Consider the following 19,447-nt stretch of genomic DNA (forward strand, 5'->3'; position numbering starts at 1 on the left):
GATGCCCAGCCGGCCCATTTCCCTGGCCGCCCTCACGGTGCTGGAACTGGCGCCGCCGGAGATGGTGACCTGCGCCTTCGACGCGGGCTACAGCCACGTCGGCATCCGGCTGCTGCCGGCGACGCCCACCGAGCCGCAGTGGGACATCGTGGGCGACACGCCGCTGCTGCGCGAGCTCGAGCGCCGGCTGGCGGACACCGGCATCAAGGTGCTGGATGCGGAGATCTTCCGGCTGCGGCCCGACACCCGCGCGGCCGACTACGAGGCCGCCATCGCCACCGCCGCCCGGCTCGGCGCCCGCGAGCTGCTGGTGGCCGGCAACGATCCGGACGAAGCGCGGCTGGCCGACAGCTTCGCGGCCCTGTGCGAGCTGGCGGCCGGCTACGGCCTGGGCGCCGGGCTGGAGTTCATGCCGTGGACCGACGCCAGGGACCTGCAGCAGGCCGCGCGCATCGCGCAGCGCAGCGGCCGCGCCGACGCCGGCGTGCTGGTCGATCCGTTCCACCTGAGCCGCTCGGGCAGCCGCATCGCCGACCTGGCCGCCGTCGCGCCGGGGCGGCTGCGCATGATGCAGTTCTGCGACGTGCCGGCGGCGCTGCCGCCGACGATGGCGGCGATCCTGGCCGAGGCCCGCGGCGAGCGCCTGTTCCCCGGCGAGGGCGGGCTGGACCTGGTGGCGCTGCTGCGGGCGATGCCGGCGGGCATCCCGCTCAGCCTGGAAGTGCCGACGCTGGCGCTGGCGCGCACGGTGGGCGCGACCGAACGCGCACGCCGCGCGCTGGCCGCGACGCGGCGGGTGCTCGCCCAAGCCGGCGAATGAAGCGGCGGCTCAGCGCGTGCTGAGTTTTCCCTCGCGCGTCACCATCGCCAGTTCGACGAACTTGCTGCCATGCTGCATGCCGTTGCCGAAGGTGATCTTGTAGCCGCCCAGGTCGTAGGCGCCCAGGTTGGCCAGCGCGTCCAGCAGCGACTGCCGCGTGACCGGCTTCCTGGCGCGGCGGATGCCCTCGGTCAGCACCTTGGCGCCGAAGCATGCCTCCAGGTGGGTGGTGTTCATGGCGCTCTTGACGCCGGCCGCCTCCAGCGCCTGCGCGCATTCGCGCACCGCCGGGATCTGCGCCGTGGGGCTGGGCACCACCTGCGCGATCGAGACGCCGGCACTCGCAGGGCCGGCGGCGGCGATGTACTGGTCCGCGCCGACGAACGACAGGCTGGAGGTGGGAATGATCTTGCCCATGCCGACCAGTTCCTTCTGGATCTGGGCGGCGGCCCCGGACAGCGTGGTGTTCAGCAGGAACTGCGGGTTCTGCGACAGCAGCTTCTGGATGTCGGCCTTGGTGATCGGCGCATTGCGCTTGATCGGCATGGCCTGCGGCGCCAGGTTGCTCTTCTTGAGGTACTGCGTCACCACTTCCAGGTTCTGCTTGCCCACCTCGTCGTCGTAGTAGATGACCGAGACGCGGGTCAGGCCCAGGCTGGTCCAGAAATTGAGCATCTTCTCCATCTCCTCGCCGTAGGAGGCGCGGACGGTGAAGAGCACCGGGCTGTTGGTGCGCACGGGATTGGCGCCGGAGAACGGGCCGAAGAAGGCGGTGCCGCTCTTCTCGGCCAGCGGCAGCGCGTCCAGGCTCAGGGTGGCGGAAGCGAAGCCGTACAGCGCCAGCACGTCGGGGTTCTTCAGCAGCGTGGCGGCGTTCTCGCCGGCGGTCTTGCGGTCGTTCTTGTCGTCCAGCGTCAGCAGCTCGATGGCCCTGCCCTGCACGCCGCCCTTGCTGTTGACGTGCGCGAACCAGGCGTTGGCGCCGGCGCGGATGTCCTGCCCGAACTTGGCGTTGCCGCCGGTGAGCGGCGCCGACTGGCCGATGACCCACTTGTCACCCTGGGCCTGGGCCGCACCGATGGCAGCCAGCGCGGCCACCAGCGCGATATTCCTTAACTTCATGAAAACTCCGAGGACTGACACAAAGCGCCCATTAGAAGCGCTGGCGGGCGGGCTGGCAATCGTCGGATTCCTTAGGGCGCGGCCTGCGCCCATGGTTCAGAAGCCGGCGGCGAGCCCGTCGCGGCGCGGGTCGCTGGCCGCGATGTAGCCCTCCACCTTGGGATTGCCGGCGCGCCAGATGAACTGGCCGGCGCCGAAATCCTGGTAGCTGTCGCTGATCACTTCCAGCTGGTGGCCGCGCGCCGTCAGCTCCCGGACAGTTCCGGGATCCATCTGGCGCTCCACGTTCAGCGCCAGCCCCTGGTTGAAGCGCCAGCGCGGCGCGTCGCAGGCGGCCTGCGGGCTCTGGCGGTAATCGAGCATCCGCACCAGCGTCTGCATGTGGCCCTGCGGCTGCATGTTGCCGCCCATCACGCCGAAACTCATCACCGGCTGGCCGCCCTGCGTCAGGAAGGCCGGAATGATGGTGTGGAACGGCCGCTTGCCCGGCGCCACCTGGTTGGCGCCCGGCTGCAGGCTGAAGCCGTGGCCGCGGTTCTGCAGGCTGATGCCGAACTGCGGCTCCACGCAACCGGAGCCGAAGCCCATGTAGTTGCTCTGGATGAAGCTGATCATCATGCCGTCCTCGTCGGCCGCCGTGAGGTAGATGGTGCCGCCCTTGACCGGGTTGCCGGCGCCGAAGTCCTGCGCCTTCTTCAGGTCGATCAGGCGCGCCCGCGAGGCCAGGTAGCCGTCGTCCAGCAGCTGCTCGGTGGTGACATCCATCGCCTTGCGCTCGGCGACGAACTTGTAGACGTCGGCGAAGGCCAGCTTCATCGCCTCGATCTGCAGGTGCTGGCAGTCGGCGCCGTCCACCGCCATGCCGGTCAGATCGAACTTCTCCAGGATGCCCAGCGCCATCAGCGCGGCGATGCCCTGGCCGTTGGGCGGGATCTCGTGCAGCGTGTAGCCGCGGTAGTCGCGCCCGATCGGCTTGACCCACTCGGGCTTGAAGCCGGCGAAGTCGCGCGCCGTGATGCTGCCGCCGTTGGCCGCGGAGAACTGCTCGACGGCCTGGGCGATCTCGCCGCCGTAGAAGGCCTGGCCCTTGCTCTGCGCGATGGCGCGCAGGCCGCGCGCCGCCGCCTTGAACTGGAACAGCTCGCCGACCTCGGGCGCGCGGCCCCAGGGCAGGAAGGCCTGGGCCCAGCCCGGCAGGTCCTTCAGCAGCGGCGTGGCGTCGGCCCACTTCTGCTGCACGACCACCGGCAGCAGGTAGCCGCGCTCGGCGATCTCGATGGCCGGCTCCAGCAGGTCGGCGAACGGCAGCTTGCCGAAGCGCTCGGACAGCGCCACCCAGCTGGCCACCGCGCCGGGCACGGTGACGGAGTCGAAGCCGCGCACCGGCAGCTTCTGCGCATCGTTGCCGTACTTCTTGCGGAAGTACTCCGGCGTCCAGCTCGCCGGCGCCGGTCCGGAGGAGTTGAGGCCGTGCAGCTCCTTGCCGTCCCACAGGATGGCGAAGGCGTCGCTGCCCAGGCCGTTGCTGACCGGCTCGCAGATCGTCATCGCCGCCGCCGCGGCGATCGCGCCGTCCACCGCATTGCCGCCCTTGGCCATCATCCGCAGGCCGGCCTGCGCCGCCAGCGGATGCGAGGTGGACACCACGTTGCGCGCCAGCACCGGGATGCGGGTGGAGGGATAGGGGTTGTGGAAGTCGAATTTCATGGGGTCTTTCAGTGGCCGTTCGCCCTGAGCTCAGCCCGAACGGATTGGCTGGTTCCATTATCGAAACATCCTCACCAAAGCAAAAGCGAGGATTGCTTTACTTACACTCAAGGCTTTCTTTCACAAGGAAGCGCCGTGAGCAGCATCCGCCTGTTGAGGACCTTCATCGCCGTCGCCAGCGAAGGCTCGTTCGCGGCCGCCGCGCCGCGGGTGGCGCTGACGCAGGCGGCCGTGGGCCTGCAGATGCGCACGCTGGAGGCGGAGCTGCGCCGGCCGCTGTTCGAGCGCCAGGGCAAGGCGGTGGCGCTGAACGACGCCGGCCGCGAGCTGCTGCCGGCGGTGCGCAAGCTGGTGGCGATGTACGACCAGCTGCTGGCCTCGTCGCCGGCGGCCGAGCCGATGGCGGGCACGGTGCACCTGGGCGCGGTGGTGTCGGCGGTGCGGCCGCTGATCCAGGCGACGCTGGCGCTCAAGGCCAGGCATCCGGGGCTGGAGCTGCACGTGAGCGCCGCCAAGTCGATCGACCTGCTGGCCGACGTCGAATCGGGCGCGCTCGACGCGGCGATCGTGGTGCGCGAGCCCGGCCCGGCGCGGCCGGCGCTGGCCTGGACCGCGCTTTATACCGAGCCGATGGTGCTGCTGGCCGGCCGCAGCATCGAGCACGCCGCGCCGCGCGCGCTGCTGCAGCGCCATCCCTTCATCCGCTTCGACCGCAGCCAGCACACCGGCCAGCTGGTGGAGCGCACGCTGCGCAAGCTGCGCGCCAGGCCGCAGGAGTTCCTGGAGCTCAACGCGATCGAGAGCATCGTGGAGCTGGTGCGCTCGGGCCTGGGCCTGGCGATCCTGCCGCACCTGCGCGACAGCCGCTGGCAGGCCGACGCCCGGCTGCGCATCGTCGAGATCGCGCAGGCCGAGGCCCGCCAGATCGCCCTGGTGCAGACCCGCGACTCGCCCCACGCGGCGCTCGTCGGTGCGGTGATCCGGGAGTTCCAGGGCAGGCTGCAGAATTGAACACGGGGGACAAGGACGCAGAACACGCAACGCAGAAATCGCAGAAGGAAGGCAGGAAAAAAACATGACATGGTTCAAGGCACCGCCGGCGTTCGTCCTTCATTTGTCTTTTCTGCGTCTTCTGCGTTGCTTCTCCGCCTTCTGCGTCCTGTCCCTGCTTTAGAGAGACCCATGAAAAAAGAATTCATCGAACCGTTCTTCGCGACCCTGCGCGCGGCCAATCCGCTGCCGACCACGGAGCTGGAATTCACCACGGTGTTCGAGCTGCTGGCGGCGGTGCTGCTGTCGGCGCAGGCCACCGACGTGGGCGTCAACAAGGCGACGCGCCGGCTGTTTGCGGTGGCGAACACGCCGCAGGCGATCCTGGACCTGGGCGTCGAGGGCCTGGAAAGCTACATCAAGACCATCGGCCTGTACCACATGAAGGCCAAGCACCTGATCGAGGCCTGCCGCATCCTGGTGCAGCGGCACGGCGGCGAAGTGCCCCGCACGCGAGAGGAACTGGAGAAGCTGCCCGGGGTCGGCCGCAAGACCGCCAACGTGGTGCTGAACGTGGCCTTCGGCGAGGAGACCATGGCGGTGGACACGCACATCTTCCGCGTCGCCAACCGCACCGGGCTGGCGCCGGGCAAGGACCCCTACGAGGTCGAGATGGGCCTGATGAAGCGCGTGCCAAAGGAGTACCTGGCCGACGCCCACCACTGGCTGATCCTGCATGGCCGCTACGTGTGCGTGGCGCGCACGCCGCGCTGCTGGGAATGCGCCGTGATCCAGTACTGCGACTACCAGCCCAAGACGCCGCCGCCGGGCGCCACGGTCAGGTCCAGCTCATCCTGAGCGCGTAGGATGGCGGCCTCGTGCTCCCCGTCGCCCTCTCCCCTCCATCCGGATCCAGCCGCAGGGTCGCGCTGTGGACCATGCTCGCCCTGCTGGCGCTGCTGGCCTGGGACCTGGGCGGGCTGGACCTGCCGGCCGCGCGGCTGCTGGCCGGGCCGCAGGGCTTTCCGCTGCAGGAGCACTGGCTGCTGACCCGCGTGCTGCACGACGGCGTGTTGCCCGTCGCCTGGCTGCTGGCCGGCTGGATCACGCTGGGCACGATGTGGCCGACGCTCGGCCAGCAGCGCCTGCCGACCGCGGTCCGGGTGCAGTGGGCGGCCGCCATCTGGCTCGGCCTGCTGGCGGTGAACCTGCTGAAGATGAACAGCACGACCAGCTGTCCCTGGGACCTGAAGGAATTCGGCGGCGGCGCCATCCACATCTCGCACTGGGCCTGGGGCGTTCTGGACGGCGGCAACGGCCACTGCTTTCCGGCCGGCCACGCCAGCGCCGGCTTCGTGTTCGTCGCCGGTTACTTCGCCTGGCGCGGACAGTCGCCGGCCATCGCTCGGCGCTGGCTGGCCGGCGCGCTGCTGGCCGGCACCGTGCTGGGGTTGTCGCAGCAGCTGCGCGGCGCCCACTACATGAGCCACACGCTGTGGACCGCCTGGATCTGCTGGGCGATCGCCTGGGCGGTCCACGCCCTGCCCTCGCTGTTCGCCAGCCGGCCGGCGGTCGCCGCCTGAACGACGCGGCCGGCGCCGGCGCGCGCCGCTTGCCGCTACAGTGGATGACCGAACCAGCCAGGCCCACCATGGACAACAGCCAATTCCAGCAAACACTCGAACTGCACAGCCAGAACATCGCCGGGCTGATGGACAACCAGCTCGCCCTCGCGGCGCAGGTTCACGTCATGCAGGCCGCGCTCGCCACCGTGCTGCTGCACAACCCCGAGCGCACCGCGCTGCTCGCCACCTTCCGCCAGTACATGAAGCTGTCCAAGCAGGCCGCGCCGCAGCTCGCCGACCGCATGGAAGCGCTCGAGGCCGGCATGAGCGCGCTGCTGGGCGGCGAGACGCACTGAAACTCCGGATCGGAAGAGGGAGCGAGTCAAGGACGCAGAAGACGCAGAAGCAACGCAGAAAGCGCAGAACAAGACAAGGATGGATTGAAGAATGCGATTGAAGACCCTGCGGGTTTTCATCCTTCGTTTCCCTTCTGCGTCTTCTGCGTTGCTTCTGCGTCTTCTGCGTCCTCGTCCCCGTTCCCGCTCCCGCTTCCTAGATCCCCGCCCACCCACCCCCGAGGGCCTGGATCAGCGCGACGGCGGCGGTCTGGCGGTCGGACTGCAGCTGCACCAGCGCACGGCGGGCCGCCAGCGCGGTGGCCTGCGCGGTGATGACCTCGGTGTAGCTCACCTGCCCGGCCTGGTAGCGATTGAGCACCTGCTGCTCCACCAGGTCGGCGGCCTGGCTGGCCTGCTGGCGCAAGGCCAGCTGCTCGCCCAGCACGCGCGACGCAACCAGCTGGTCCTCCACCTGCTGGAAGGCGGCCAGCACGGTCTGGCGGTAGCGCGCCACCGCTGCCTCGTAGGAGGCGCGGGCGCTGTCCACGCGGGCGCCGGTGAGGCCGCCGTTGAACAGCGTCTGCGCCAGCGACACGCCGACCGACCACACCAGGCTGGAGGCGCTGAACAGCTCGCCGATGGTGGCGGCGCCCAGGCCGGCCGAGCCGTTGAGCGACAGGCTGGGGTAGTAGCCGGCGATGGCGATGCCGATCTGCTCGTTGGCGGCGGCCACCCGCCGTTCGGCCGCGGCGATGTCGGGCCGGCGCTGCAGCAGCGTCGAGGGCACCGACAGCGGCAGCGGGGCCAGCGTCACCGACCAGCCGGGATCGGCCGGCAGCGTGAAGCTGGCCGGCGCCACGCCGACCAGCACCGCGATCGCGTGTTCCAGCTGCGCCCGCTGCCGCTGCAGCGCCAGCGCGTCGGCCTGCGCGTTGGCCAGCGCGGTCTGCGCCTGCAGCACGTCGGTACGCGCGACGATGCCGGCGTTGTAGCGGTTCTGCGTGATCTGCAGGTTGCGCTGGTAGCCGGCGATGGTCTGCTGCAGCAGCGCGGCTTGCGCATCGGTGCCGCGCAGGCCCAGGTAATCCGCGGCCAGTTCCCCTTGCGCCGACAGGCGCGCCGCCGCCAGGTCGGCCCCGCTGGCCTGCTCGCCCTGGCGCGCGGCATCGACCCCGCGCCCCAGCCGGCCCCACACGTCCGGCTCCCAGCTGCCGCCGATGCTCACCGAGTAGCTGCTGGCGCTTGGCGTGTTGCCGCCGCCGCCGCGCCGGTTGGCGCCGGCGTCCAGTGCCACGGTGGGAAACAGCGAGGCGCGCTGTTCCGCCGTCAGCGCGCGCGCCTGCGCATAGGCGGCCACCGCCTGCGCGACGTTCTGGTTGTCCAGCGCCACCCGTTGCGCCAGGGCGTTGAGCACCGGGTCGCCGAACAGCTCCCACCAGGGGCCGCGCGCCAGCGTGTCGGCCGGCGCCGCCGGCACCCAGGCGCCCGGCCCTTCCTTGAAGGCCACCGGCGTATCCACCGCCGGCGGCGTGTAGCGGGGGCCGACGGCGGCGCAGCCGGCCAGGGCCAGGGCGACGACCAAGGTCCATCCCGTTCGGACTGAGCCTGTCGAAGTCCACGTGAGCCCTTCGACAAGCTCAGGGCGAACGGATTTGGTGGGTCGGCCGGTAAACATGTTCATGCGGTTTGAGGTTCGTGGTGCCGGCCCAGTTCGCGCTCCAGCGGGCTGCGCCGGCGCAGCTTGTCCAGCATCAGGTAGACCACCGGCGTGGTCAGCAGCGTCAGCACCTGGCTGGCGATCAGGCCGCCGATGATGGCGATGCCCAGCGGTCGGCGCAGCTCGGCGCCCTCGCCGAAGCCGATCACCAGCGGCAGCGCGCCCAGCGCGGCGGCCAGCGTGGTCATCAGGATCGGGCGGAAGCGCAGCAGGCAGGCCTCGCGCACCGCCTCCAGCGGCGACAGCCCGCGCGAGCGCTCGGCGTCCAGCGCGAAGTCGATGATCAGGATGGCGTTCTTCTTGACGATGCCGATCAGCAGGAACAGCCCGATCAGCGCCATGATGGAAAAGTCCAGCCCGAACAGCATCAGCGCCAGCACCGCGCCGACGCCGGCCGAGGGCAGCGTCGACAGCACGGTGATCGGATGCACCAGGCTCTCGTACAGGATGCCCAGCACGATGTAGATCACCACGATCGCCGCCAGGATCAGCATCGGCTGCTCCTGCTGCGAGTCCTGCGCGGCGCGCGCCGTGCCCTGGAAGCTGCCGCGCACGTTGATCGGCATGCCGATCGAGGCTTCGGCCGCCCGCACCGCGTCCTGGCTGTCGGCCAGCGTGGCGCCCTCGGCCAGGTTGTACGAGATGGTGGTGGCCAGCTCGGCGTCCTGGTGGTTCACCGCGCTGGCGGTCGGCCGCTCGGCGAAGCGGGCCAGCACCGACAGCGGCACCATGGTGCGGGCCGAGCTGCTGACCGGCGAGCCGGTGGCCTGGTCGCGCAGCGCCGGGTTGATCGGGCCGGTGGCCGCGGCCGTCGGCGCGCTCGTCGTGCTGGCGGTGCTGGCGGCGCCGGACGTCACGGCGCCCGGCGGCACCTTGGCCGGCACGTAGATGTCCTTGAGCGCCTCCGGGCTGCGGGTGTACTTGGGCGCCACGCCCATCACCACCTTGTACTGGTTCAGCTCGCCGTAGATGGTGGCCACCTGGCGCTGGCCGAAGCCGTTGTACAGCGCGTTGTCGATGTCGCGCGAGTTGATGCCCAGCCGCGAGGCGGTGTCCTTGTTGACGTCCACATAGGTCTCGACGCCGTTCTCCTGCTGGTCGGTGTCCACCTCCACCAGCGCGGGCTGCTGCTTCATCGCGTCGGCCAGCCGCGTCGCCCACAGCTTGAGGTCGTTGACGTTGTCGCTCTTGAGCGTGTACTGGTAGGTGGAATTGCTGGCCCGCCCGCCCATGCGCAGGTCCTGCACCGGGTTCAGGAAGATCGAGATGCCCGTCACCTGCGCCAGCTGCGGCCGCAGCCGCGCGATCACCGCGTTGCCCTTGTCGCCTTTGGCGCGCTGCGACACCGGCTTGAGGTTGATGAACATGAAGCCGCCGCCGGCGCGCGAGCCGCCGGTGAAGCCCACCACCGTGTCCACCGCCGGATCGGCGCGGATGATGTTGACCAGCTCGCGCAGCTTGTCCTGCATCGCCTGGAACGAGATGCTCTGGTCGGCCCGCAGCCCGCCGTTGATCTGGCCGGTGTCCTGCTGCGGGAAGAAGCCCTTGGGCACCTTGACGAACAGGTAGCCGTTCAGGCCCACCACCAGCACCAGCACCAGCAGCACCAGCCAGCGCGCGCTCAGCGCCCAGTCCAGGCTGTGCTCGTAGGCGCGGTGCAGCAGGCCGAAGCCGCGCTCGAAGCCGCGCGCCAGCCGGCCCTGGCGCTTGACGTGCAGGTCCGGCCGCAGCAGCCAGGCGCACATCATCGGCGTGGTGGTCAGCGAGATGACCAGCGAGATCATCACCGCCGCCGACAGCGTGACGGCGAATTCGCGGAACAGCCGCCCGACCTGCCCGCCCATGAACAGCAGCGGGATGAACACCGCCACCAGCGACAGGCTGATCGACAGCACGGTGAAGCCCACCTCGCGCGCGCCCAGCAGCGCCGCGCTGAAGCGGTCCATGCCGGCCTCGATGTGGCGTGTGGTGTTCTCCAGCACCACGATGGCGTCGTCCACCACGAAGCCGGTGGCCACCGTCAGCGCCATCAGCGACAGGTTGTTGAGCGAAAAGCCCAGCAGGTACATCACGCCGAAGGTGCCCAGCAGCGAGACGATGGTGGCCGCCGCCGGGATGACGGTGGCGCGCGCGTTGCGCAGGAAGGCGCTGACCACCAGCACCACCAGCACGATGGCGATCACCAGCGTGATCTCCACCTCGTGCAGCGCCGCCCGGATCGACGTGGTGCGGTCCGAAGCCACCTGCAGCTTGATGTCGCTGGGCAGCTCCACCTGCAGTTCCGGCAGCAGCGCGCGCACGCCGTCCACCGTCTTGATCACGTTGGCGCCCGGCTGCAGCGTGACCAGCACCACCACCGCCGGCTGGCCGTTGAACAGGCCCAGCGTGTTGATGTTCTCGACGCCGTCGCTCACGTCCGCCACGTCCTGCAGCCGGACCGCCGCGCCGTTGCGCCAGGCCACCACCATGCCCCTGTAGTCGGCGGCGGTGCGGCTGCTGCCGCTGGGGCCACTGCCGGTGTAGATCTGCAGCCGCTGGCCCTCCACGTCGATGTCGCCCTTGGGCCGGTTGGCGGTGCTGGCCTGCAGCGCGGCGCGCACGTCCTCGCTGCTGATGCCGTACTTGTTGAGCGCAAACGGCATCAGGTCCACCCGCACCGCCGGCAGCGAGCCGCCGCCCAGCTCCACGTCGCCCACGCCCTGCACCTGCGACAGCTTCTGCTGCACCACGTTCGACACGGCGTCGTACACCTGGCCGGCGGTGCGTGTCGGCGAGGTCAGCGCCAGGATCAGCACCGGCGCCGCCGACGGATTGGCCTTGCGGTAGGTCGGGTTGCTGCGCAGGTTGGCCGGCAGGTCGGCGCGCGAGGCATTGATCGCGGCCTGCACCTCGCGCGCGGCCGAGTCGATGTTGCGGTTGAGGTCGAACTGCAGGCTGATGCGGGTCGAGCCGTTGCCGCTGCTGGAGGTCATCTCGTTGACGCCGGCGATCACGCCGAGGCGCCGTTCCAGCGGCGTCGCCACGCTGGTGGCCATGGTGTCGGGGCTGGCGCCGGGCAGCGAGGCGCTGACCGAGATCACCGGGAAGTCCACCTGCGGCAGCGAGGCCACCGGCAGCAGGAAGAACGCGCCGATGCCCGCCAGCGCGATGCCGATGGTCAGCAGCACGGTGGCCACCGGCCGCTGCACGAAGGGGCTGGACAGGTTCATGGCGCCGGCGCCCGGCAAGGGACCGTCATGCCGGACTTGGCCCGGCATCCTGACACATTGGCGCCGACGCCGATGGATCCCGGGTCGAGCCCGGGATGACGAGCCCCGTTCATTCCGCGCCCCTGGCTTGCAGCCGCGGCGCGTCGGCCGGCGGCGGGTGCTTGCGGCGCCAGCGCTGCGCCAGCGAATCGAAGCCCAGGTAGATCACCGGCGTGGTGAACAGCGTGAGCATCTGGCTGACGATCAGGCCGCCGAAGATCGCCAGGCCCAGCGGCCGGCGCAGCTCGGCGCCCTCGCCCCATCCCAGCATCAGCGGCACGGCGGCGAACAGCGCTGCCAGCGTCGTCATCAGGATCGGCCGGAAGCGCAGCAGCGCCGCCTGGTGGATCGCGTCCAGCGCCGACTTGCCCTCGTTGCGCTCGGCCTCGATCGCGAAGTCGATCATCATGATCGCGTTCTTCTTGACGATGCCGATCAGCAGGATGATGCCGATGATGCCGATCACCCCCAGGTCGTTGCCGCTGATGATCAGCATCAGCAGCGCGCCGACGCCGGCCGAGGGCAGTGTCGACAGGATGGTCAGCGGATGGATGTAGCTCTCGTACAGCACGCCCAGCACGATGTAGACGCAGACCACCGCCGCCAGGATCAGCCAGAGCTGGTTGCTCAGCGAGGATTCGTAGGCGCCCGAGGCGCCCAGGAAGGTCAGCGTGACGCTGGCTGGCAGCTGGATCTCCTTGGCCGCCGCCCGGATCGCGTCGACCGCCGTCCCCAGCGACACGCCGTCGGTGGTGTCGAAGCCGATGGTGGTGGCCGGGTACTGCGCGACGTGGGTGATCTGCAGCGGCGAGCGCCGCTGCGTGATGGTCGCCACCGCCGACAGCGGCGTCGCGTCGCCCGAGGCGGTGCGCAGCTGCACCATCCCCAGCGAGGCCGGGCTGGCCTGCGCGTCCGGCCGCGACTCCAGGATCACGCGGTACTGGTTGGTCTCGGTGAAGATGGTGGAGACGATCCGCTGGCCGAAGGCGCTGTACAGGGCGTCGTCGATGCTGGCCGCCGTGATGTTCAGCCGGGCCGCGGTGTCGCGGTCGATGTCCACGTAGATCGCCGAGCCGGTGGCGCTGGCGTCCGAGGTCACGGTGCGCAGCTGCCTGAGCGTGCGCATCTTCTCGGTCAGCCGCGCCGCCCACTGCGTCACCACCGCGTTGTCGGACGACTCCAGCGAGAAGCGGTACTGCGTCGGCCCGGTCTCGGCGTCGATCGTCAGGTCCTGCACCGGCTGCAGGTACAGCGCGATGCCCGGCACCCGCTGGGCCCGCGCCCGCAGCCGGTCCATCACCGCCTGCTGGCTGCCGCGCGATCCCTTCAGGTTGATCAGCATGCGGCCGGTGTGCAGCATGGTGTTGTTGGCGCCGTCGACGCCGACGAAGCTGCTGAGCGTCGTCACCTCCGGGTCCTCGACGATGCGGCGCGCCACGTCCTGCTGCAGCCGCGCCATCTCGGCGTAGGTGACGGACTGCGACGCTTCCACCCGGGCCTGCAGCTGGCCGGTGTTCTGGGTCGGGAACAGCCCCTTGGGGATCAGGACGTACAGCAGCACCGTCAGCACCAATGTCCCCAGCGCCACCAGCAGCGTGAGCCGCTGGCGCGCCAGCACCCAGGTCAGCGCCGTGTCGTAATGGGCGATCACCCGGTCGAAGCCGCGCTGCATCTTGCCGGCGAAGCCGGTCTCGCCGCCGGGATGGGCCTGCAGCCAGCGGGCCGACATCATCGGCACCAGCGTGAGCGACACCACCGCGGAGATCAGGATGGTGATGGCCAGCGTGACGGCGAATTCGCGGAACAGCCGGCCCACCACGTCGCCCATGAACAGCAACGGGATCAGCACCGCGATCAGCGAGACCGTCAGCGAAATGATGGTGAAGCCGATCTCGGTGGCGCCCTTGAGCGCCGCCTGCATCGGCGGCTCGCCGTCCTCGATGTGGCGCGAGATGTTCTCGATCATCACGATCGCGTCGTCGACGACGAAGCCGGTGGCGATGGTCAGCGCCATCAGCGACAGGTTGTTCAGGCTGTAGCCGAGCAGGAACATCGCGCCGCAGGTGCCCACCAGCGAGATGGGCACCGACAGGCTGGCGATCACCGTGGCGCGCGGGCTGTGCAGGAAGGCGAAGATCACCAGCACGACCAGCACGACGGCCAGCACCAGCTCGATCTCCACGTGCTCCACCGAGGCCCGGATGCCGGTGGTGCGGTCGCTCAGCACGTCCACCTTGAGCGAGGCCGGCAGTCCCGAGGTCAGCTCCGGCAGCCGCCCCTTGATCGCGTCCACCGTGGCGATCACGTTGGCGCCGGGCTGGCGCTGCACGTTCAGGATGATGGCCGGCTTGAGCTGGCCGCCGACCGCGGACCAGGCGCCCAGGCGCACGTTCTCCGCGCTTTCCACCGCCTGCGCCACGTCGGACAGCCGCACCGCCGCGCCGTTGCGATAGGAGACGACCACGTTCTGGTAGTCCTTGGCCGTCAGCAGCTGGTCGTTCGAATTGATCGTGTAGGCGCGGGTGGGGCCGTCGATGCTGCCCTTGGCGCCGTTGGCGTTGGCCGCCGTGATCGCGGTGCGCAGGTCGTTGAGCGACAGGCCGTACGAGGCCAGCGCCCGGGTGTCGGCCTGGATCCGCACCGCCGGCCGCTGGCCGCCGGACAGCGTCACCAGCCCGACGCCGGCCACCTGGCTGATCTTGAGCGCCAGCCGGGTGTTGACGATGTTCTGCACCTCGGTCAGCGGCAGCGAATCGGAGGTGACGGCCAGCGTCAGCACCGGCGCGTCGGCCGGATTGACCTTGGCGTAGACCGGCGGCGCCGGCAGGTCGGCCGGCAGCAGCGAGCCGCCCGCATTGATGGCGGCCTGCACCTGCTGCTCGGCGACGTCCAGCGCCAGCCCGAGGCCGAACTGCAGCGTGACGATGGAGACGCCGGCGGCGCTGGTGGAGACCATGCGCGACAGGCCGGGCATCTGGCCGAACTGGCGCTCCAGCGGCGCGGTGACCGTCTGCGACATCACCTCCGGGCTGGCGCCGGGATAGAGCGTCTGCACCTGGATGGTGGGGTAGTCCACCTGCGGCAGCGCCGACAGCGGCAGGAAGCGGAAGCCGACGATGCCGGCCAGCACGATCGCCACCATCAGCAGCGAGGTGGCCACCGGCCTCAGGATGAAGGGACGGGAGGGACTCATTCGATCGCGAGGTTCCAGCCGGCCGTCATTGCGCCGCGCCCTGGCCGCCGCCCTGGCGCCGCTCCATCATCCGCTGCCAGCGTTCCAGCGCGGCCGGGTCCTTCTGGTCGATCTTCTCCAGGAAGGCCTTGCGCCGGGCCAGCTGCTCGGGGTCGTCCTTGACCTGGTCGAGGAAGCGCTGGCGCTGCTCGGGCGACGGGCCGACGAAGGTCGCTCCCGGCGCGGCGGGAGCGGCGGCAGCGGCCGCGCGCGGCGCGGCGCCGGAGGCCGCCCCCCGTGGCGCCGGCACCGGCGTCACCGTGTTCGGGCCGGGCGCGTCGGCCGCCGGAACGGCCGGGCCGTTGCCGGCGGGCGCGGACGCCCCCTGCCGGCGCCGCCCGCCGCGGCCACCGCCGCCACCATCGCCGCCGCCGCTGCCGCCGGGCGCATCGCCCGGCAGGATCACGCGGGCGCCGTCCTTGAGGCGGTCCGCCCCTTCGGTCACCACCCGCTCGCCCAGCTGCACGCCGCTGACGATCTGCACCTTGTCCACCGTGGCCTGGCCGGCCTTGACCGGGCGTTGCGCCACCGTGCGGTCCTGGTTCAGCACGAACACGTAGTCGCCGTCGTTGCCGTGCCGCAGCGCCGACACCGGCACCACGATCGCGTCCTTGATGGTGCGCACCATCAGCTGGATGTTGACGAACTGGCTGGGGAACAGCATGGACCGCGCATTGTTGAAGCGGGCCTTGGCGCGCACGGTGCCGGTCTGCGGGTCCACCTGGTTGTCCAGCGAGGCGAACACGCCCACGTCCAGCACGTTGGAACGGGTGCGGTCCAGCGCCTTGGCTTCCATGAAGGAACCGGTGCGCTGCAGCAGGTCGGGCGCCTGGTCCTGCGGCACCGTGAATTCGACGTCGATCGGCGCCAGCTGGGTGATCACCGCCACGCCGTTGGTGTCGCTGGTGCTCACCACGTTGCCCACGTCCACCGTGCGCAGGCCGACCCGGCCGGAGACCGGCGCGACGATGCGCGTGTAGCTCAGGTTCAGCCGCGCCGTGCCCTCGTTGGCGCGGTCGATCACCACCGTGCCTTCGAGCTGCTTGACCAGCGCGGCCTGCGTGTCCACTTCCTGGCGGGCGATCGAATCCTGTTGCAGCAGGGTCTGGAAGCGGGCCAGCGTGACCTTGGCGGCCTCGATCTGGGACTGGTCGCGCTGGCGCTGGCCGATCGCCTGCTGCAGCGCCATCTCGAACTGGCGCGGGTCGATGGTGGCCAGCAGGTCGCCCTTCTTCACCAGCTGGCCTTCCTTGAACAGCAGCGACTGCAGCACGCCGCTGACCTGCGGGCGCACCCGCACGGTGGCTTGCGGCACCACCGTGCCCAGCGACTCGAGCACGATCGGGATGTCCATGGCCGCGGCCACCGCGATGCCCACCGTGGTCGGCGGCGCCCGGCCGCCGGGGCGCCCGCCACCCCCGCCCGGGCCGCCAGGCCCGCCCGGACCGCCGCCGCCCCCGGCGCGCGCGCCCGCAGGGCCGCCGCCGGTGCCGGCCGAGGGGTGCGTCAGGTCCCAGGCCAGCCAGCCCAGGGCCGCCACGACCGCCAGCGCGATCACGCTGCCGATGATGGTGGTGCGCCGGCTGACCGGCTTGCGGGCTGGGGGTGAAACCGGGGCGGTGGCGAGTGCTGTCGATTGTTCCGGATCCATCGGTGTCCTTTTATTCTTGTCGGCTTCCGGCAAGGCAGGCCGGCGGTGCGGGGAGCCTAATCCGCGTCCAGGCCGATCGCCATGCGCGGCGGCAGTATTTCGTTGTAGGCCAACATCCCGTCGCCGCGGCAGCCGGGCAGACAGGAGGCAACCATGCCTGAAGGATGTATCTGCTTTGTGTCGCGCCGCTAACGGGCGACGCCGGAGGCCACGTAGATGCCTCCCAGCAGCGTGGTGTGCAGCTGGAAATGCTGCAGCCGGCGCGCCAGCAGGTCCCAGGGCCGGCCCAGGCCCTCGAAGGCGCTGATGGAATACAGCGCCGCCAGCGCCACGAACAGGTTGGCCGGCCAGGCCCAGGGCGGCGCCCATTGCAGGCCCACCGCCACCACGCGGGCCCCGGGCTTCAGGTGGCCCAGCACGTTGTCAAGCGCCCTGGGCGCGCGCAGCACGTCGTGGGTGAAGTGGAACATCGCCGCGTCCATCTTGCCGTGCACCCGCGCCTCTTCGGCCGGCGCGGCCACCAGCGTCACGTTGCGCCAGCCATGGGCGGCGACCCGCTCGCGCGCCAGCTGCAGCATGTCGGGCGACTGCTCGATGCCGACCACCTCGCCGCGCCCGCCCACTCCCCGTTCCAGCAGCTCGAAGCTCAGGCCGGTGCCGCAACCGACGTCCAGCACCCGCTCGCCCGGCTGCAGCGCCAGCAGCGCCACCGCCTCGGCGCGCAGCGGCTCGAAGGCGGCCAGTTCGGCGTCATAGTGCGCTGCGCGCAGGTGGTACTGCTCCAGCGCCGCGGCCCGGCGGCGCGCCGCCGGCCTGACCGCGGAGCGCATGGCGCAAGGCCTTCAGGGAGTGATGACCACCAGCACGCTGCAGGGAGCGTGCTCGATCAGCGCGCCGGAGATCGAGCCGCGCCACCAGCGCGCGGCCCAGCTGTCCAGGTGCTTGTGGCCGACCACGATCAGGTCGGCTTCCATCTTGCGGGCGCAGCGGGTGATCTCGTCGATCGCCTCGCCGGCCACCAGTTCGCCCTTGGCGGTGTAGCCGCCGTCGGCCAGGCGCCGCAGGCCTTCGTCGAGCACCGCGCGGTACTTCTTCTTCTCGCGCTCTTCCAGCTCGATGTCGTAGACGCCGCCCTCGAGCCCGACGAAGCTCATGGCCGACGGCATGACCGCGATCAGGCTCAGCTCGGACCCGCTCCACTGGGCCAGGTCCTGGCAGTCCAGCAGGGCACGCTGGCCCGCGTCCGAGCCGTCATAGGCCAGCAGGATGCGCTTGTACATGGAAGCTCCCAAAGCGGTGAACGGCAGCACCGATGCCGCGAAGCATAGGCCAAAAGCATGCCCTCAGGGAACCGGAATCGGCAGGGGTTTGCCCTCGGACGCGACGGGCGCCGCCACCCCCAGCATGCCCGCCAGCGTGGGGGCAACGTCCACCATGTCCACCGGCGTATCGACACGGCCGGCGCGCATCCAGGCCGGCCCCCAGAACATCAGCGGCACGTGGTTGTCGTACTCGTGCGGCGAGCCGTGGGTGGCGGTGCTGGTGCCAAACATCCAGAACGGCTTGAGCGTGTACTGCACCTCGCCGGACACGTCCGGATGCCAGGAGCGGCGCGAGGCCTCGAAGAACGGCGCGCCGGCGCGGCTGCCTGACAGCAGCTCGCTGCGCGTGTAGGCGCTGCCGATCCCGGGCAGCGCCAGCGCCAGCGTGCGCAGCTCCTGGGCGACGGCGTCGGCATCCAGCTTCTTCTGCGCGATCAGCCGCTTGTCCAGCAGCAGCGAACTGGCCGACACGCCCAGCAGCCACTTGCCTTCGCCGAAGCGCTTTTCCAGGCCGGCGTTGAGCCGCGTGACCATCTGCGCCTGGTTCAGGCGGCCGGCCGGCTCGCCGTTGGCGGCCGCCACTTCCGGCGCCGGCATGAAGCCGTGGTCCGCCGTCAGCACCGCGACATAGTTGCCGGCGCCGACGCCGGCATCGAGATCGTGGAAGAAGGACTGCAGCAGCCGGTCCAGCTGCAGGAAATGGTCGTGCGACATGCGCGACTCGGCGCTCCACGCGTGGTTGACGTAGTCGTGGCCCGACAGGCTGAGCACCAGGATGTCCGGGCTGTCGTCGCGGCCCAGGCCTTCGCCGGCGATCGCGGCGCGGGCGAACTCCAGCGCCAGCGCGTCGGCGAAGGGGCTGGGCAGCAGGCTGCGGTAGAACGCCGGCCCCGGCGCCGCATCGGGCCCGCCGGCCATCGGCAGCGGCAGGCCGCCGCGGGTGCCGAACCACGGCTGGTTGTCGGGGATCGAATTGGCATAGGCCGCCTCCGGCAGCAGCGCCTTCCATTCGGTGTGGAAATAGCGGTCCGCCGGCTTGCGCGCATTGAACTGCGTTACCCACGCCGGATGCTGCTGCATGTAGTAGGTGGTGGAGGCGAACTGGCCGGAGTGGGTCATGTACATGTAGGCCACGCCGGACTTGCCGGCCGGCAGGATGGCGCCGCGGTCCTTGCCCGAGATCGCGATCACCTTGGAGCGCGGGTCGGCGCGGCGCAGCACGTCGCCCACCGATTCCACCTTGAGGTTGCGCGGGCTGGTGCCGTCGAAGGGCACCGTCGGATTGCCGATGTAGTGCGCCGTGGTGTCGCCGGTGTTGTAGACCGGCGTGCCGCTGGCCGGGTCGCGCCAGTCGTTGCCGATGATGCCGGTGCGGTCCGGCGAGGCGCCGGTCAGCATGGTGGCGTGGCCGGCGGCGGTGACGGTGAAGGCATGGCCGTAGTGCGCCTCGGCAAACCAGGCGCCGTGGTCCAGGAAGCGGGCGAAGCCGTCCGGCGCGAGCTGGTCGCGGTAGGCCAGCACCTGGCGCTGCGGCAGCCCGTCCACCACCAGGAACACCAGCAGCCTGGGCCGGGCCTTGGCGGGCGCCACGCTGGCGACGGGCGCGGGGCTGGCGCCGGTGCTCGTGGCGGGGCCCGGAGGGGCGCTGCCGCAGGCGGCCAGCAGGATGGCGGCGACCCAGCTGGCCAGGCCGCGGCGGGAGATCAGGAAGTCGGTCATGGGCTGCGAGGCTAAT

At 70.6% G+C, this 19,447-nt stretch carries 14 protein-coding genes; 5 read left to right on the forward strand and 9 right to left on the reverse strand.

The features are described from left to right. The first annotated feature begins 1 nt into the window (after position 1). Positions 2 to 820 carry a sugar phosphate isomerase/epimerase family protein gene (locus ACFPOE_RS09065; RefSeq protein ID WP_376849761.1) on the forward strand — a complete coding sequence of 273 codons (819 nt, stop codon included), beginning with the start codon at positions 2 to 4 and terminating at the stop codon, positions 818 to 820. A 9-nt stretch (positions 821 to 829) separates the two neighbouring features. Here ACFPOE_RS09065 and ACFPOE_RS09070 read toward each other — a convergent pair whose 3' ends face one another. After that, positions 830 to 1,942 carry an ABC transporter substrate-binding protein gene (locus tag ACFPOE_RS09070; protein ID WP_376849762.1) on the reverse strand — a complete coding sequence of 371 codons (1,113 nt, stop codon included), beginning with the start codon at positions 1,940 to 1,942 and terminating at the stop codon, positions 830 to 832. A 96-nt stretch (positions 1,943 to 2,038) separates the two neighbouring features. Beyond that, positions 2,039 to 3,649, reverse strand: coding sequence for a gamma-glutamyltransferase family protein (locus ACFPOE_RS09075; protein ID WP_376849763.1), 1,611 nt, complete (start codon positions 3,647 to 3,649; stop codon positions 2,039 to 2,041). 135 nt (positions 3,650 to 3,784) lie between these two features. On the opposite strand from ACFPOE_RS09075, the gene ACFPOE_RS09080 reads away from it, so the two are divergent. The 4 genes from ACFPOE_RS09080 (at position 3,785) to ACFPOE_RS09095 (ending at position 6,560) form a co-directional block, all read left to right on the forward strand. Beyond that, entirely contained in the window at positions 3,785 to 4,660 is an 876-nt protein-coding gene (locus tag ACFPOE_RS09080) for a LysR family transcriptional regulator (RefSeq protein WP_376849764.1), read from the forward strand. Positions 4,661 to 4,831: 171 nt separating this feature from the next. Next, positions 4,832 to 5,497, forward strand: coding sequence for an endonuclease III (gene nth, locus ACFPOE_RS09085; protein WP_376849765.1), 666 nt, complete (start codon positions 4,832 to 4,834; stop codon positions 5,495 to 5,497). A gap of 80 nt (positions 5,498 to 5,577) precedes the next feature. Beyond that, on the forward strand, positions 5,578 to 6,222 hold the full coding sequence (locus ACFPOE_RS09090) for a phosphatase PAP2 family protein (RefSeq protein ID WP_376849766.1): 645 nt from the start codon (positions 5,578 to 5,580) through the stop codon (positions 6,220 to 6,222). Between the two features lie 68 nt (positions 6,223 to 6,290). Continuing rightward, complete coding sequence (locus tag ACFPOE_RS09095) at positions 6,291 to 6,560, forward strand: hypothetical protein (protein ID WP_376849767.1); 270 nt, start codon at positions 6,291 to 6,293, stop codon at positions 6,558 to 6,560. A gap of 196 nt (positions 6,561 to 6,756) precedes the next feature. Here the strand turns inward: ACFPOE_RS09095 and ACFPOE_RS09100 are convergent, their stop codons facing one another. The 7 genes from ACFPOE_RS09100 to ACFPOE_RS09130 all read right to left on the reverse strand — a co-directional run bounded on the left by ACFPOE_RS09100 (position 6,757) and on the right by ACFPOE_RS09130 (position 19,431). Continuing rightward, on the reverse strand, positions 6,757 to 8,124 hold the full coding sequence (locus ACFPOE_RS09100; protein ID WP_376849768.1) for an efflux transporter outer membrane subunit: 1,368 nt from the start codon (positions 8,122 to 8,124) through the stop codon (positions 6,757 to 6,759). Between the two features lie 95 nt (positions 8,125 to 8,219). Beyond that, positions 8,220 to 11,468 carry an efflux RND transporter permease subunit gene (locus ACFPOE_RS09105; RefSeq protein WP_376849769.1) on the reverse strand — a complete coding sequence of 1,083 codons (3,249 nt, stop codon included), beginning with the start codon at positions 11,466 to 11,468 and terminating at the stop codon, positions 8,220 to 8,222. Between the two features lie 109 nt (positions 11,469 to 11,577). Next, positions 11,578 to 14,700, reverse strand: a complete 3,123-nt coding sequence (locus ACFPOE_RS09110; RefSeq protein ID WP_376849770.1) for an efflux RND transporter permease subunit — start codon at positions 14,698 to 14,700, stop codon at positions 11,578 to 11,580. Between the two features lie 25 nt (positions 14,701 to 14,725). Beyond that, on the reverse strand, positions 14,726 to 16,390 hold the full coding sequence (locus tag ACFPOE_RS09115; RefSeq protein WP_376849771.1) for an efflux RND transporter periplasmic adaptor subunit: 1,665 nt from the start codon (positions 16,388 to 16,390) through the stop codon (positions 14,726 to 14,728). A 188-nt stretch (positions 16,391 to 16,578) separates the two neighbouring features. Beyond that, positions 16,579 to 17,220, reverse strand: a complete 642-nt coding sequence (locus ACFPOE_RS09120; protein ID WP_376849772.1) for a class I SAM-dependent methyltransferase — start codon at positions 17,218 to 17,220, stop codon at positions 16,579 to 16,581. Positions 17,221 to 17,232: 12 nt separating this feature from the next. Next, a complete protein-coding gene (locus ACFPOE_RS09125) occupies positions 17,233 to 17,670 on the reverse strand; it encodes a universal stress protein (protein ID WP_376849773.1) in 438 nt (145 codons plus the stop codon). A gap of 63 nt (positions 17,671 to 17,733) precedes the next feature. Continuing rightward, on the reverse strand, positions 17,734 to 19,431 hold the full coding sequence (locus tag ACFPOE_RS09130) for an alkaline phosphatase family protein (protein ID WP_376849774.1): 1,698 nt from the start codon (positions 19,429 to 19,431) through the stop codon (positions 17,734 to 17,736). Positions 19,432 to 19,447: the final 16 nt, after the last annotated feature.

The sequence above is a fragment of the Caenimonas terrae genome (assembly GCF_042655405.1).
In the GTDB taxonomy this organism is placed as follows: domain Bacteria; phylum Pseudomonadota; class Gammaproteobacteria; order Burkholderiales; family Burkholderiaceae_C; genus Ramlibacter; species Ramlibacter terrae_A.

What these genes read in the sequence shown, in the direction of transcription:
- ACFPOE_RS09065 (WP_376849761.1), top strand. Translation starts at nt 2, where the DNA reads ATGCCCAGCCGGCCCATTTCCCTGGCCGCCCTCACGGTGCTGGAACTG.
- ACFPOE_RS09070 (WP_376849762.1), bottom strand. Translation starts at nt 1,942, where the DNA reads ATGAAGTTAAGGAATATCGCGCTGGTGGCCGCGCTGGCTGCCATCGGT.
- ACFPOE_RS09075 (WP_376849763.1), bottom strand. Translation starts at nt 3,649, where the DNA reads ATGAAATTCGACTTCCACAACCCCTATCCCTCCACCCGCATCCCGGTG.
- nth (WP_376849765.1), top strand. Translation starts at nt 4,832, where the DNA reads ATGAAAAAAGAATTCATCGAACCGTTCTTCGCGACCCTGCGCGCGGCC.
- ACFPOE_RS09090 (WP_376849766.1), top strand. Translation starts at nt 5,578, where the DNA reads ATGCTCGCCCTGCTGGCGCTGCTGGCCTGGGACCTGGGCGGGCTGGAC.
- ACFPOE_RS09095 (WP_376849767.1), top strand. Translation starts at nt 6,291, where the DNA reads ATGGACAACAGCCAATTCCAGCAAACACTCGAACTGCACAGCCAGAAC.
- ACFPOE_RS09105 (WP_376849769.1), bottom strand. Translation starts at nt 11,468, where the DNA reads ATGAACCTGTCCAGCCCCTTCGTGCAGCGGCCGGTGGCCACCGTGCTG.
- ACFPOE_RS09110 (WP_376849770.1), bottom strand. Translation starts at nt 14,700, where the DNA reads ATGAGTCCCTCCCGTCCCTTCATCCTGAGGCCGGTGGCCACCTCGCTG.
- ACFPOE_RS09115 (WP_376849771.1), bottom strand. Translation starts at nt 16,390, where the DNA reads ATGGATCCGGAACAATCGACAGCACTCGCCACCGCCCCGGTTTCACCC.
- ACFPOE_RS09120 (WP_376849772.1), bottom strand. Translation starts at nt 17,220, where the DNA reads ATGCGCTCCGCGGTCAGGCCGGCGGCGCGCCGCCGGGCCGCGGCGCTG.
- ACFPOE_RS09125 (WP_376849773.1), bottom strand. Translation starts at nt 17,670, where the DNA reads ATGTACAAGCGCATCCTGCTGGCCTATGACGGCTCGGACGCGGGCCAG.
- ACFPOE_RS09130 (WP_376849774.1), bottom strand. Translation starts at nt 19,431, where the DNA reads ATGACCGACTTCCTGATCTCCCGCCGCGGCCTGGCCAGCTGGGTCGCC.